This is a genomic window from Candidatus Contendobacter odensis Run_B_J11 (assembly GCF_000531125.1).
Taxonomy (GTDB): Bacteria; Pseudomonadota; Gammaproteobacteria; order Competibacterales; family Competibacteraceae; genus Contendibacter; species Contendibacter odensensis.
Genome location: NZ_CBTK010000223.1, coordinates 19,825 through 33,600, shown reverse-complemented (window position 1 = coordinate 33,600; position 13,776 = coordinate 19,825). Strand labels below are relative to the sequence as shown.

The 13,776-nt window shown below is 56.7% G+C and carries 16 protein-coding genes; 9 read left to right on the top strand and 7 right to left on the bottom strand.

Annotation, left to right across the window (positions count from 1 at the left end):
- Nucleotides 1–10: 10 nt before the first annotated feature.
- From BN874_RS13030 to BN874_RS13005, 6 genes are read right to left on the bottom strand one after another with little or no spacing between them, the layout of a single operon-like run.
- A complete protein-coding gene (locus tag BN874_RS13030; RefSeq protein ID WP_034434102.1) occupies nt 11–421 on the bottom strand; it encodes a type II toxin-antitoxin system VapC family toxin in 411 nt (136 codons plus the stop codon).
- Nucleotides 409–666, bottom strand: coding sequence for a hypothetical protein (locus BN874_RS13025; protein WP_154724925.1), 258 nt, complete (start codon nt 664–666; stop codon nt 409–411). Before BN874_RS13025 ends, BN874_RS13030 begins: the two co-directional genes overlap by 13 nt.
- Complete coding sequence (locus BN874_RS13020) at nt 663–3,164, bottom strand: DEAD/DEAH box helicase (protein WP_034434097.1); 2,502 nt, start codon at nt 3,162–3,164, stop codon at nt 663–665. Before BN874_RS13020 ends, BN874_RS13025 begins: the two co-directional genes overlap by 4 nt.
- The gene (locus BN874_RS13015) at nt 3,161–4,774 is read right to left on the bottom strand and encodes a site-specific DNA-methyltransferase (RefSeq protein WP_034434094.1); all 1,614 of its coding nucleotides are present in this window, start codon (nt 4,772–4,774) and stop codon (nt 3,161–3,163) included. The genes BN874_RS13020 and BN874_RS13015 overlap by 4 nt, the downstream gene beginning before the upstream one ends.
- A gap of 30 nt (nt 4,775–4,804) precedes the next feature.
- A complete protein-coding gene (locus BN874_RS13010) occupies nt 4,805–5,062 on the bottom strand; it encodes a hypothetical protein (protein WP_051497817.1) in 258 nt (85 codons plus the stop codon).
- Nucleotides 5,037–5,405 (bottom strand): hypothetical protein, encoded by a 369-nt coding sequence (locus tag BN874_RS13005; protein ID WP_034434093.1) that lies wholly within the window; start codon nt 5,403–5,405, stop codon nt 5,037–5,039. The genes BN874_RS13010 and BN874_RS13005 overlap by 26 nt, the downstream gene beginning before the upstream one ends.
- Nucleotides 5,406–5,445: 40 nt before the next feature.
- Between BN874_RS13005 and BN874_RS13000 the strand changes: the two genes are divergently transcribed.
- From BN874_RS13000 to BN874_RS12990, 3 genes are all read left to right on the top strand, one after another.
- Nucleotides 5,446–5,703, top strand: coding sequence for an AbrB/MazE/SpoVT family DNA-binding domain-containing protein (locus tag BN874_RS13000; RefSeq protein WP_034434091.1), 258 nt, complete (start codon nt 5,446–5,448; stop codon nt 5,701–5,703).
- A complete protein-coding gene (locus BN874_RS12995) occupies nt 5,700–6,116 on the top strand; it encodes a type II toxin-antitoxin system VapC family toxin (RefSeq protein WP_034434090.1) in 417 nt (138 codons plus the stop codon). Before BN874_RS13000 ends, BN874_RS12995 begins: the two co-directional genes overlap by 4 nt.
- 102 nt (nt 6,117–6,218) lie before the next feature.
- On the top strand, nt 6,219–6,449 hold the full coding sequence (locus BN874_RS12990; RefSeq protein WP_034434088.1) for a sulfurtransferase TusA family protein: 231 nt from the start codon (nt 6,219–6,221) through the stop codon (nt 6,447–6,449).
- A gap of 23 nt (nt 6,450–6,472) precedes the next feature.
- Here BN874_RS12990 and pmbA read toward each other — a convergent pair whose 3' ends face one another.
- Entirely contained in the window at nt 6,473–7,828 is a 1,356-nt protein-coding gene (gene pmbA / locus BN874_RS12985) for a metalloprotease PmbA (protein WP_195912188.1), read from the bottom strand.
- Between the two features lie 171 nt (nt 7,829–7,999).
- On the opposite strand from pmbA, the gene galU reads away from it, so the two are divergent.
- The 6 genes from galU (at nt 8,000) to BN874_RS12955 (ending at nt 13,761) form a co-directional block, all read left to right on the top strand.
- Nucleotides 8,000–8,941, top strand: coding sequence for a UTP--glucose-1-phosphate uridylyltransferase GalU (gene galU / locus BN874_RS12980; protein ID WP_230314431.1), 942 nt, complete (start codon nt 8,000–8,002; stop codon nt 8,939–8,941).
- A gap of 57 nt (nt 8,942–8,998) precedes the next feature.
- Nucleotides 8,999–10,837 (top strand): glutamine--fructose-6-phosphate transaminase (isomerizing), encoded by a 1,839-nt coding sequence (gene glmS, locus BN874_RS12975; protein ID WP_034434087.1) that lies wholly within the window; start codon nt 8,999–9,001, stop codon nt 10,835–10,837.
- A gap of 6 nt (nt 10,838–10,843) precedes the next feature.
- Nucleotides 10,844–11,251: a YajD family HNH nuclease gene (locus tag BN874_RS12970; protein WP_051497816.1), complete on the top strand. Its 408-nt coding sequence runs from the start codon at nt 10,844–10,846 to the stop codon at nt 11,249–11,251.
- Nucleotides 11,252–11,317: 66 nt separating this feature from the next.
- Entirely contained in the window at nt 11,318–11,641 is a 324-nt protein-coding gene (fdxA, locus tag BN874_RS12965; RefSeq protein ID WP_034434084.1) for a ferredoxin FdxA, read from the top strand.
- Between the two features lie 126 nt (nt 11,642–11,767).
- Nucleotides 11,768–12,631, top strand: a complete 864-nt coding sequence (trxA, locus tag BN874_RS12960; RefSeq protein WP_034434083.1) for a thioredoxin — start codon at nt 11,768–11,770, stop codon at nt 12,629–12,631.
- A gap of 20 nt (nt 12,632–12,651) precedes the next feature.
- Entirely contained in the window at nt 12,652–13,761 is a 1,110-nt protein-coding gene (locus BN874_RS12955) for an ATP-binding protein (protein WP_034434082.1), read from the top strand.
- Nucleotides 13,762–13,776: the final 15 nt, after the last annotated feature.

Sequence of the window (13,776 nt, the reverse complement as noted above, 5' to 3'; positions counted from 1 at the left end):
AAACGATGAATTACGAGAAGGGATTGAGCAAACGCACTCCAGTGCGTTCTACATCACAGGTATCACGAGTCACCAAAGTAAGGTTATGAATTAATGCAGTAGCAGCCAATAAACCATCGGCGATCGGGATAGGGTTTGGGACGCCTAACCGACCCCAACAGTCGGTTATTGCCTCCGTAACCGGCAATAATCGGTTATCTAGCGAATGTCGCAGACGGTTTAGCCAAGCATCCAGACTTTCCGCAGCAACTTGATCTCGGCGGCGCAGCAGCTCTACTCCTCGACGAATCTCACCCAAGACAATAACGGAGATATAAATTTCGGAATCTTTTACTCCGGCATACCAGTGATAGACGCCGGGATTGCTGCGTTCGCGCTTGCGTAGTTCGGCCAGAATGTTGGTGTCGATCAGGAATCCCATATCACTTCCTGTCTTCCAAAGTCACGCTGACGGGAAAAATCGGTATCGTCACCAACATTTGGCATATCCGCCAAAAGCGATTTCAACCCGTGCGGCGATGAAGTTTCTTCTTCTACAATAAGCAAAACTTCAATTCTACGATGACGGAAGGCTTCGGGAATGGGAATGGTATTCGGTGCATCGTCGTAAATTTGGCGAATAGCCTGCATGGTTTTACCTCGCTTCTCAAAGTAATTTTCACTCAATACTGCGCCATATTTTCCACGCGAAAGGCTTGATCTTCCTCAATGCGGTTCCTGCTTTCGATATAGCGCACAATCCAGAAACTCCCATCATCGCGCCGCTTGAGCATTACAGGTGAGCCATAGCTCTTATGGGCGGCGGCGATTTTCTCCAAGGTTTCATCACTGTTCAGAAGATGTCCGCCTTTGGTTTCTACCAGCAGCACTCCTGCGCTGCGAGTACGTCCATTCACACCTACCGCAAAGTCAGGGAAATAGCGCTCACCATTTGGCAATACGATACCGATAGACCATGGCTTGCGCGGCTCATTGCGATGCCACCACAGTACCGTTCCCGAGGTATCGGCGTCGATCAATTCGGCGAATTTGCGCTCCGGCTCATTCAAATCAGGGGGCATGACTCCATAGAGATTTAGCGGTGAGCGCGGTGCATTCGCTAACTGTTCCATCTGTGGCGGCAATACGGCGGCGTCCACCACTTCCTTGAATTGTGCTGCGCAAGTCCGCGCCGCTATTCGCACCAGATGCAGGTAGGTCGCCAAAATCAGGTTCAAGGCGCGGGCGAGTTTTTCTTCGTTAAAACCGATGCCCTGATGCTCGTTGTATTCGGTTCGCAGTCTAGCCAGTAATACGCCGTGCAGATCGCATGGATCGATAAATCCTGGATCGGTCAATACTCTTTGCGCCCGGCGGATGATTTCAGCGCTGGACAGTTTAGCCTGCACGGTGTCCACCATGGCTTCATGATCGGCAAAGATGTCGGTAACGGTTCTGCGGGTGATTCTTACGCTTCTACGCAAACCCGCATTAAGTACCTCGGCGCTCAAATTGACTCGCGCCCCGATGCATTTCAGCAGTTCATCAGTGGTTAATGGCAAGCGTTCGATTTGAAACTGGCGTGGTGAATTTTCGCGTAATGGATAAAAGGTATAGCCGGGTGCGGGCAAGCGTTCTGGAGAAACCTTGGATTGTTGGCGCGATTTAATACCGGATGGTGTCAACAGTTCCGGCCATAACAGCAAGGGTGTTGTACTACTTGATTGGATTTCTTCCTGAACAGATTTTAGCTCGGACTCAGTAACTTGTCCTGGCTGTTGCCAAACAGTTGGCGTATAAGGCCGTGACAGTAGGGAAGTCTGGCCGTTTTGCACGACTTGCACTTCATTTTGTCCGGCGATTTTTACCACTATTGTGTAGGGGCTAATGCCGGATAATTGCGTCTGGATGGAATTGATCTTCTCGCCCGCGTGAGTCAGGCCGGTTTGATTTTCAGCATCCGCCAGATAGACATAACCAAAGCGCAACGACTCTGGCAGTGTTTTGCTCGCTGCACGAGCCTGCAACTTTGGATGCACCCGCAAAATGCGCCCGACGACCTGAATACCGAAGTCAGTATCTTTGGCGCCGCGCAGCGACACCAAGGTAAAAGCGCGGGGCGCGTCAAAACCTAATGCTACGGCCATTTTGAAGATGAGAACTTGCTTGCTTTCATCGCGGGCGACAGCGAGTAAATCATCGTTTGGATCGTCCGCCGTATACCAGGCTATTGCTTCTTCTGGTACGTCCAGCGCTAACAGGCGAGTTTTGGCATCCTCAATAGCAGTAGTGCCAGTTTTGCCACTGTTGCCGACTTGCACCAGCATCAGCGGCGTCATGCGTACACCTAAAGCGGCTAATTGAGTTTTAATCGCGTTATGAGTGCGCCAACCGTCTTCCAATGCGGTAGCCGGCAAATCCACCAGCGTCTTTTGATCGTCCGGGGCCAGATAGGCAATGGACTTGATGCCAGCCTTGATGAGACCCGCATCCACTGCGTCGCGGCGCGAGACGGACTGACGATGCAGGGTAGCCAGTCCCGCCGCCTGCTTGAATTTGTTCACATCCGCATCGTCAGGTGTTGCGGTAATCAGCAGAGTAAAATCCGGGCGCATGATTTCGCGGTAAAAACGCACCGCTTCAGCCGCTTTGGTAAAGCCATGGTGTGCTTCGTCTACGACGACGCCAATCCGAAAGTCCGCCTGCCGCAATTCGGGAATGAATTCATCCAGTGATAAGGAGGTGTCGCCACTGGTGCGCAGTTTGCGGGTGTCAGCATTGCGCGCGGCCACCGATTGCCAAGTGGTGACGAATACATCGCCACTGGCAGCGGAATAGGCCACGCGATCACAGGTCAAATCGCGTATCCGCAACCCGGCGAAATCCTTTTTCAATGCGCTTTTGGCCTGTTCAACCAAGCCGGCGAATGGGGTAAACCAGAACCAGACGATTTTGGCGTTATGGCGGTGATCGGGCTGGGCGAATCGTTCGGCAATCAGAGCCGCCATTAAAGTTTTGCCTGCACCAGTGGGTGCTTCCAGCAGTACGCAACCATTAAAAGCACTGGCGGTGCGGCGGCTGTCTTCGTCCGCTGCGGCCTGAAGCTGGCTTTCGGCGTAACGAAAAATCTCCAGCGTCTTATTGACTACTTCGCTTTGATAGCGTTTGGGGGGAATGATACTCACGGCTTGCTCCCCGCGCCAAAACGGTTAATCAGAGCTTGCGGAATGGGCTGAAAGCTGGCGCGCTCGTCTTCGATATATTGATGTAGCAACGCCGGTTGCCACGAATACACCACGGTGGAACCCTGTTCTTCAATTATTTTGATGACCTCCGCCAGTGTGGTTTCATTGAGTTTCAGCACATACAACATCGCGCCATTTTCAATAGTGACAGATTGGATAAGCACATTATCGTCGAATGTAGACAGTGTGCTATTGTGAATGAGTTGCAGCGCCGTCCAGATTTGTTGGTGCTGGATTTGGCTAAACAGAGTTTCAGCGGGAAGCCGGTGAGCGCGGAGATAGGCGAAATCGCCACCCAAGCCTGCTACTGCTTCACCTTTCTTATTGGTGTAGCCTTGCATTACCCGCCGCACCCGTTCAGCGCATACGTCACGGCAGAGATTTTTGTCTGGCGCGTCAGTGGTGGCCTCGGTGCTGGATACCAGAATAAAGCGTCGCTGACCGCCGTCTTTCTGATTCAGTTTCATCACCGCGTGGGCTGTGGTGCCGGAACCGGCGAAGAAATCTAGTACTAAATCGCCAGCATTGGTATTTTGTTCGATAAGCTGCTGGATTAAGCCTGTAGGTTTTGGAAAATAAAACCTATCCCCTAAACCCAGTTCACCTAATTCCTTTGTTCCCTCTGATGTCAGTGCAACATCAAGTAGAGTAGAAAAACCTTTTCTATTTGTAGATAACTCGCCTAAAAATTTCTTTAGGCGAGGCCGACCAGATCGGATCGAAGGCCAAATAACTCGTTTTTCTTCTATAAGCCGCTGCATGGTTTTTGGTTCATAGCGCCAGCCTTTATTCGGACAAGGATAGATTATATTATTGTTAGGGTTGAGCAATTCATAATGAAGATTAGGCCGCTGTTCTTTTGTAGCCAAGCCGGTCATATCTGCACTACGCCAAGGCCCACGAGAGTCGTTATCTGGATTAGAAAATTTATTTTCATCAATCGGTACGCCTTTTAATTTTGTGCCGAAACATAAAACATATTCGTGGTCTATTGATACTCCTGTCAGATTGCGACTATCCGCACTATGCCGTGTTTTCCAGATCAATGTCCCAATGCGATTTTCTTCCCCAAAAGTATGATCCATAAGAAGTGCAAGATGAAAAACCTCATCCTCACCAATTGAAACAAAGATCACCCCATCCTCGGCCAATAACTCTTTCGCCAATTCCAGCCGCCGATACATAAATTCCAGCCATTTGGAATGCCGGTAGGCGTCTTCCTTATCTATAAAGCGGTCGTTGTAGATAAAATCCCGGTTGCCGGTATTGTAAGGCGGGTCAATGTAGATGCACTTCACCTGTCCAGCATGAGTCATCCGCAAATAACGAACAGCGTCAAAATTATCACCCTCAATGATCAGATTACGATAAGGCACAGCACCGCACGACAAATCAGCGTCAAAATCCAGGGCGACGAAATCCTCATTAACCGCTTTCTCGTGTTCAATCTCTTTGCGCTCCCAGACCAGACCAAAATGAGGTCGCCGGTCGCGCTGGCGCAATTCGCGGATCAGTTCTTCGCGGCTGTAATCGTCGTAATGGTCGGCCATGGAATTTCCAGGAGCGCATAGATAAAAAGGTCACGCTGCTTTGCGGGGAGCGCCCAGCAACGAGTCAGGATCAAAGTCGGCCAAACCAAATTCAACGGGGTCCAACTCAAAAAGATCCGCTTGTTCTAGCGCCACCGTCAGAATGTCATAATACGCCGCTTTCAAGCCAGACTGAAAACGATCTTCCAACTCTTTCTTCTGGGCCTGAATCGCCGCCTTTCGGGCAGCTAACAAAACTTCTTCCAATACCGCCAACGCGGCATCACGCTTCGCTAATGTTTCGCTCATGGAGAACTCCTCGAATAATTTCGATATGCTGACGCTGACGCGCAATATCATTCGGCCATTTGGTAGTCACCAAATACTCTACTTCTTCAGTTGGTATATCCGCCGGAATCTTTAGGTATGGATTGTCAATCCATTGACGGTGCTGTGCAATTTGCTTTTCAAGGGAGCGGATTGATTTCAATAATTTCGCCGTCGGCAACTGACGCTGTTTTTCCAACCATCCGTGATGAGGCGCGCCCACCGTTTTCGCTACTTCATACGCATTCGACACAGCCACTCCACCTAGGTTGCCTATTGCGATCAGTCTATCCTCCAACAGTGTATTTGACGCAATTTCACCCATGGCCTATGCTTTTGCCTATGCAAAAACAGGAGATGCTGCCATGTCTACACTGACTCCCGCTAGCGAACGCCGCGCCCGCCTGTTCCGCAATGGTCGCAATCAGGCTGTGCGTATCCCACGCGAATTTGAATTGCCGGGCGATGAAGTCATCCTCTACCGGGACGGTGATCGCCTGATCATGGAGCCGGTGAAAAAAAAGATGGGCTTGCTGGAACTGCTGGCGTCGTGGGAACCCATCGAGGAGGATTTCCCTGATGTGGATGAAGGATTGCTACCGCTGGACAACATCCAGCTATGAACAGCCCGCGCTACCTGTTGGATACCAACATCGTCTCTGACCTTGCCCGGCATCCCGGCGGACGGGTCATGCAGCACATCGCAGCGGTTGGAGTTGAACAAATCGGCATAAGTATCATCGTTGCCTGTGAAATCCGCTTTGGCGCCACTAAAAGCGGATCGCAACGCTTGAGGCAGCATGTAGATTTGGTGCTGGGACAGATAGCGATATTCCCGATGGAGCCGCCGGTTGAGGAGCATTATGCTGATATTCGCCATATGCTGGAACGCGCAGGCACACCGATAGGCCCCAACGATTTGCTGATTGCCGCTCACGCCCGATCACTGGGGCTGACGCTGGTTACTGATAATGTGCGTGAGGTTTCCCGCGTACCGGGACTCCTGGTCGAAAACTGGCTGACTATCGAAGCATGATGTTTTGCCACCGGATCGCATTCGATGTCGCGCTTCTGCGAGGATGTGTCACCGTCCAACAGAAGCAAATTTTGCTACCCACCGCCTGCTGATCAAAATCCCATGACCCCGATTGACGCCGAACTTGATACCTCCGGGCTGAACTGTCCGCTGCCAATTCTCAAAGCCAAAAAAGCCCTCGCTGGGCTGCACAGCGGCCAAGTGTTGCAGATCACCGCCACCGATCCCGAATCGGTTCGGGATTTCCAGGTCTTCAGCCAGCAGATGGGCCATACCCTGCTGGAAGTGCGTGAAGAGGCGGGCCGGTTCTACTTCCTGCTGCGCAAAGCTTAACGGGCGGATCCGAAAAACGTCCGCTACTCTCCCGCCACCGTCATCCGTTCCAGCAGCAACGAACCGCAACGAATGCCGCCGCGCGCGTCCACATCGTTCCCCACCGCCACGATGCCCTGAAACATGTCGGCCAGATTGCCCGCGATAGTGATTTCATGCACCGGATATTGAATCTGGCCGTGCTCCACCCAGAACCCTGACGCTCCCCGCGAATAATCGCCGGTCACCGGATTGACCCCGTGGCCGAGCAACTCCGTCACCCACAGCCCGCGATCCAGTTGCCGTATCAATTCCTCATGCCCCAATGGCCCCGCCTCGACGATCAAATTGTGCGTACCGCCGGCGTTACCAGTGGTCTGCATCCCCAACCGTCGCGCGGAATAACTGTCCAGCACATAGCCCTGCAACACGCCGCCGCTGACCACAGCGCGATCTGCGGTCGCCACGCCCTCGCCATCGAACGGGGCGCTGGACAGCGCTTTCAACAGGTGCGGTCGTTCATCAATGTTCACAAACTCCGGGAACACCGCCGTACCCAGTCGATCCAGCAGGAACGAAGCCTTGCGATACAGCGCCCCGCCGCGAATCGCCGCGATGAAGTGGCCGATCAGACCTCGCGCCAGTTCTGGCGCAAACAGGACCGGAACCTGCCGGGTGGCCAGTCGGCGGCTGCCCAAGCGTCGCAGGGCGCGTTGCGCCGCTTTTTGTCCGACTGCAAGCGGCGTTTCCAAATCGACGCGATCCCGCGCCCCGCTGTACCAATGATTGCGCTGCATCCCGCTGTCGTCCTGGGCGATCACCGAGCAACTCAGTGAATGGCGAGTGGTGGGATAACCGTCGCAAAAGCCGTGCGAGTTGCCGTAAAGCGACAAGCCAGTATGGGTAGCAACACTGCCCCCTTCCGAGTTGCGGATGCGCGGGTCCAGCGCCAGCGCCGCTGCTTCGCACTCGTGGGCCTGTTCAATGGCGTCCTCGGCGGTCAATGCCCAAGGATGATAGAGATCGAGATCGGGAATTTCTCGCGCCAGCCGATCCGGATCGGCCAGCCCGGCATAGGGATCGGCAGCGGTATAACGGGCGATGGCGCACGCGCTGCGCACGGTTTCACCGATCGCGTCCGGTCGCCAGTCACCCGTGCTGGCCGAACCCCGGCTCTGGCCAAAATAGACCGTGACCGCCAAACCGCGCTGGCGGTGATGTTCCAGCGTTTCAACTTCGCCCAGTCGCACCGTGACCGACAGGGCGCTGCCAAAGCTGACGGCGGCTTCGGCGGCGGTAGCGCCTTGCGCACGCGCCTCGGTCAGAATGTCAGCGACCAGGGCTTCCAGATGTTCCCGTGAGGGAAGGGGTACGGTGGTTGGGGCAATGGATGTGGGCATGGAGGAGAGCATCGCTGAGGGTTGACAGGGCTTTCGCTGACTGTGGGATAGTTTAGACCTGATTCAAACTGCGCATTGCACCGCTCACTCCGCAGCAACAGCAGCGGATTAGCCCTTGTCCGGTTCATCCCGTTGCCAGACAATGCAAAACCAGTCCCATCCAGAAACAACATGCTCATTATCAGCGAGGTGAACTCAGTGAAACGGCAAGTGCGCAAAGCGGTATTCCCGGTAGCCGGTCTTGGAACACGGTTCTTGCCGGCGACCAAGGCCAGTCCCAAGGAAATGTTGCCCATCGTGGATAAGCCATTGATTCAATATGGGGTTGAGGAGGCGGTGGCGGCGGGAGTGGAAACCCTGATTTTTATCATTGGCCGCACCAAAAATGCTATTGCCGACCATTTCGATAAAGCCTACGAACTGGAAGTCGAGCTGGAAACCCGTGGCAAGGCGGATCTGCTGGAGATCGTGCGCAATATCGTGCCGCCCAAGGTGGAATGCGTCTACGTCCGGCAGGCCGAGGCGCTGGGGCTGGGTCATGCGGTGTTGTGCGCCCGGCCAGTGGTCGGCAACGAACCGTTTGCAGTAATTCTGGCCGATGATCTGATCGAGGAAGACCCCAGCGAAGGCGGGGCGCTGAGCCAGATGACCCGTTATTTCAACAAGTACCAATGCTCGATTCTGGGCGTGGAACGGGTGCCGAAGTCGGAGACCCAAAAATATGGCATCGTTCATCCGCTGCCGTTCGCCACCCGACTCAGCAATGTAGACGGCATCGTCGAGAAACCGAAGCCGGAGAACGCACCTTCCAATCTGGCGGTAGTGGGCCGCTACATCCTGACTTCGCGCATCTTCGATCTGCTGGAAAACACCCCGCGCGGGGCCGGTAACGAAATCCAGTTGACTGACGGCATCGCCGCGCTGCTAAACGAAGAACAGGTGCTGGCCTATGAGTTTTCCGGGCGGCGTCATGATTGCGGCAGTAAGCTCGGCTATCTGGTGGCAACGGTTGAATACGGTCTACGCCATCCCGAACTCGGGGATCGGTTCCGCGCCTATCTGCAAACGCTGACCGGGCACCTCGGCGGTGCTGGTCTGCCGGCTGAAGACTGATTGCCGCCTGATTTTCCTCCATACTTCTCTTACTAAACTAACCGGTTGGGTATCGTCATGTGCGGAATCGTGGGCGCCATCGCTGAACGCAACGTCACTCCCATCCTGCTCGAAGGTCTGCGGCGGCTGGAATATCGCGGCTACGACTCAGCAGGCATCGTCACTCTGGACAGTCGCGATGACCGCTTGCACCGGCTACGCACCGTCGGCAAGGTGCAGGCGCTGGCGGAGCGTTTGCAGCAGGAACCGGTGCGCGGACCGCTCGGCATCGCCCACACCCGCTGGGCTACCCACGGCGAGCCATGCGAGCGTAACGCCCATCCGCATCTCAGCAATGACTCGGTGGCGGTGGTGCATAACGGCATTATTGAGAATTATCAGGAACTCAAGGCCAGCTTGATCGCCGCCGGTTATCGCTTCGAGTCCGATACCGATACCGAGGTGGTCGCGCATCTGATCGATCAGCAATTGCGAAACAACGGCGTTGATCTGCTGGCGGCAGTGCGGCAAAGCGTGGCGCAACTGACCGGTGCCTACAGTCTTGGCGTCATTTGCCGCGAAGACCCGGAACGACTGATCGCGGCCAGGGCCGGCAGTCCGCTGGTGCTGGGCATTGGCATCGGCGAGCATTTTATCGCCTCGGATGTGTTCGCACTGGCACCGGTGACCCAAACCTTTGTGTTCCTGGAAGAAGGCGATATTGCCGAGATCCAGCGCGAGCGCTTCGCCATTTACGACCGCAGCGGCCAGCCGGTCGAACGGAAGCTGTCTTATTCCGGCCAGATGGGCGCCGCCGCCGGCAAGGGCAGTTACCGCCATTTCATGCTCAAGGAAATTTTCGAGCAGCCGGCAGTGGTCGCCGAAACGCTGGAAGGGCGAGTGCATCAGGGCCGATTGCTGGAAGACAGCTTCGGACCGGAAGCGAATGCGGTATTCGATCAGGTGCAGGGCGTCCACATCGTCGCCTGCGGTACCAGCTATCACGCCGGGCTGGTCGCCCGCTACTGGCTGGAAAACCTGGGCATCCCCTGCACCGTCGAGGTCGCCAGCGAATACCGCTACCGGCGCGGAGTGACGCCACTGGGCACCCTGTTCGTCAGCATCTCCCAGTCGGGCGAAACCGCCGACACCCTGGCGGCGTTGCGGGCGACCGGGGCACGCGGCTATCTGTCTACTCTGACCATTTGCAACGTCGCCGAAAGCTCGCTGGTGCGCGAATCGGCGCTGACTTTGCTGACCCGTGCCGGTCGCGAAATCGGGGTGGCGTCCACCAAGGCGTTCACTACCCAACTGGTGGCGTTGCGCTTGCTGGCGCTGGCCTTGGGTCGGCGGCGCGGTTTGAGCGAGAGTGATCTGGCGGCGCAGGTGCGGGATCTGGAACGGTTGCCACGGGTGCTGGAGGAGGCGCTGGTGCTGGACAGCGCCATCGAGCGGCTGGCTGAACATTTTGCCGAGAAGCATCACGCGCTATTTCTGGGGCGCGGCCCGCAATATCCGATAGCGATGGAAGGGGCGCTCAAGCTCAAGGAAATTTCCTATATCCACGCCGAAGCCTATCCCGCTGGTGAACTTAAGCACGGGCCGCTGGCGCTGGTGGATGCCGATATGCCGGTGGTCTGCGTGTTGCCGAAGGATGGGTTGCTGGAAAAGGTGTTGTCCAATCTTCAGGAAGTGCGGGCGCGCGGCGGCGAGCTGTTCCTGTTCGCCGACCGCGAGGTGGACACCCATCTTAGCGGCGTCAGCACCCATGTATTGTCGCTGGGCGCGGTGCCTGAATCCATCGCCCCGATTGTGTTTACCGTGCCGCTGCAATTGCTGGCTTATCACGTCGCCATTCTCAAAGGCACCGACGTGGATCAGCCGCGCAACCTGGCTAAATCCGTCACCGTGGAATGAACCAAGATGCCGATCAAACCCAAAACTCCCTCATCCGGCGGCAGCAAACTGGATCAAACCGTTGCTGCCGCCCGGCAGAGCCGGGAAAAGCGCGAACGCGACTACCGCGAGCAGGCGCTAAAACTCTATCCGTGGCTTTGCGGGCGTTGCACCCGCGAGTTCAACCGTCAGAACCTGCAGGAACTCACCGTCCACCATCGCAATCATGACCATGACTATAACCCGCCGGACGGCAGCAACTGGGAATTGCTGTGTCTCTACTGCCACGATAACGAACATCAGCGCTATGAAGAAGCGGCGGCAGCGCGGGGCGGGATGGATCGTGCGGACCGAAAATCGGGCGGCGCCACCCATAACCCGTTCGCCGACCTGAGATCGCTACTGAGCGGCGGGAAGGGGAACACGTCAGAATAGTGCTCAAGTCGCTGGATCGCGGTTAAGATAACGCCCCTTCATGACCGGCCTTTTTGGGGATTGCCCATGACTTTTATCGTGACCGAGAACTGCATCAAGTGCAAATACACCGATTGTGTGGAAGTCTGCCCGGTGGATTGCTTCCACGAAGGACCGAATTTCCTGGTCATCGATCCCGACGAATGCATTGACTGCACCCTGTGTGAGCCGGAGTGCCCGGTCCATGCCATTTTTTCCGAAGATGACCTACCCGCCGACCAGCAACACTTCCTGGCGCTCAACACCGATCTCTCCAAGCAATGGCCGGTGATCACCACCAAGAAAGATGCACCGCCTGACGCCGCAGATTGGGACGGCAAGCCCGACAAACTGCAATACCTCGAGCGCTGATCCAGACGACCGCTGCTGGGCGGTCGTTTCGATCCTGCCGTTGAAATCCCGGCCTGCGCCCTTACTTCCAAACCATTGCCGAAATTTTGCTGCCGCCCGGCGCGGCTTCCTTGCGGATACTTGAAGATGACTGATTCCCCCTACGTTTTTGAAGTCAATCAACACAATTTCGCCTCGGTGGTGGTAGAGAATTCCCAGCGAGCGCCGGTGCTGGTGGATTTCTGGGCCGACTGGTGTCAGCCCTGTAAAACCCTCACTCCGCTGCTGACCAAGCTGGCGCAGGAATACCGGGGCGGCATCATTCTCGCCAAGGTCAACGCCGAGACCGAGCAGGCGCTGGCTGCCCATTTCCAGGTTCGCAGCCTGCCAACGGTGATGGTGGTGTGGCAGGGGCAGATCGTGGAACAACTGGTGGGCGTACAGCCGGAAGCAGCCTACCGTGCGCTGATCGATCAGCTCCTCGCCAAACCCGGTGATCTGATTCTGGAGCAGGTAGAAACGCTGTGGCAGCAGGGCCGCCAGAAACAGGCGGTTGAACTGCTGGGCGAGGCGCTGAAACAGGAGCCGGACAGCGTTGAACTGAAAATCGCGCTGGCCGAAAAACTGTTACAACTGGATCGCGGCGAGAAAGCGCGGGTGCTGCTGCAAAGCCTGCCGGCGGAAGATCAGGGTCGCCAACCGGCCAGCGGTCTATTGGCGCGCTTGCAATTTTCCGATCTGGCGCAGGGCGCTCCAGATTTGGCCACACTGGAGGTTCAGGTCCGCGCCACGCCGGATGATTACGCCGCGCGCCGGCAACTGGCCGCCCGCTATGTGCTGGCCGGCGATTACGAAGCGGCTCTGGAGCAATTCATGGACATCCTGCGCCGCAATCCCCAGTTTGAGGAGGGCGCCGGGCGCAAGGGTCTGATTGCGATGTTCGAGATGCTCGGTAATGAAGATCCGCTGGTCATCACCTACCGGCGGCGGATGTTCTCGCTGCTGCATTGATTCCCAGGCAGGCTCCCGGTATGACTTCCGACCGGCGGGTACTCGCGCAACTGCGCACCCAAGCCCGTCAAGCCCGTGACGATGGTCATTACCACGCCGCTGCCCGATTGGAACGCCAAGCGGTGGAACTGGCCGGAGCGCTGAATCTGACCGGCGAGCGAACCCGGGCGCTGCTGTGGGAAGGCTACAGCCTGCGGCAGGCTGGTGAAGACGATCTGGCGCTGGCGGCCTTGCTGCAAGCTGCTGGCGAACGGGCCGCCACTGCTGATCCCGCCGATGTCTTCGCCGCCCTGATCGCCATCGTTCATATCAGCCTGGAGCGTAAACCAGCCCGTTTTTGTCGCGCGCTACTGGACCAGGGCCGGCGCTATCTGGCCGACATCCGCCAACCATGGACGGCGCTGCTGGATTTTCTGGAAGGCGAGTTGGCCTACCGCCGGGGCGATTTTTCCGCCGCCGGGGACTGGCATTCCCGTGCCTGGGCCGGTTGGCGCGACGAGCATCCCCGTTTGACCGCAGCAACCCATCTTTGGGCGCTGTGTCGCGTCGCTTTCCGCCGCCGCGATCCTGCTGAACTGGAACGGCTGACAGAAACTCTCGCCGATCTGCGCCCGGTTCCGATTTTGGAGCGGCAACTGGTCCAGCGCGCACGGTTGCTGTCGTGGCGGGCACGGCGGGCTATGGACGCTTTCTGCGCTGCTTCCGAACCCGCGCCGGTTGAAATAGCCTTGGCGGTGCTGGCGGCAACGACCGAAGGCGCACGCGAAGAAGCATTACGAGTGTTGACGCTGGCGGGTTATTGGGCGGAAATGGAGGCCGCGCTATCCCAGCATCCGCTGGATTCCAACCGCTTTGAAACTCCGTTGCTACTGGGCGATTGGGCGCTGAATCGGGCGCGGGCGGCGCTGGGCTTGCCGGTAGTGGATAACGATTACGGTCCGTTGTTTACCGACCTTTCTGCACCGTTTTCCGCGCTGGCGACCGCAGCCCTGGGCGAGGCGGAGAGCTGCTATCAAGCCGCGTTATCGCTGGCGGCTAGCGAAGATCAGCGGCTGGAAACCGGCTGGTATGGCGCAACTGTTCGAGTGCGGCTCGACGGACTCAAAAAGGCGACTTCCGCGACGGGATGACGCAGGAGAGAAGCG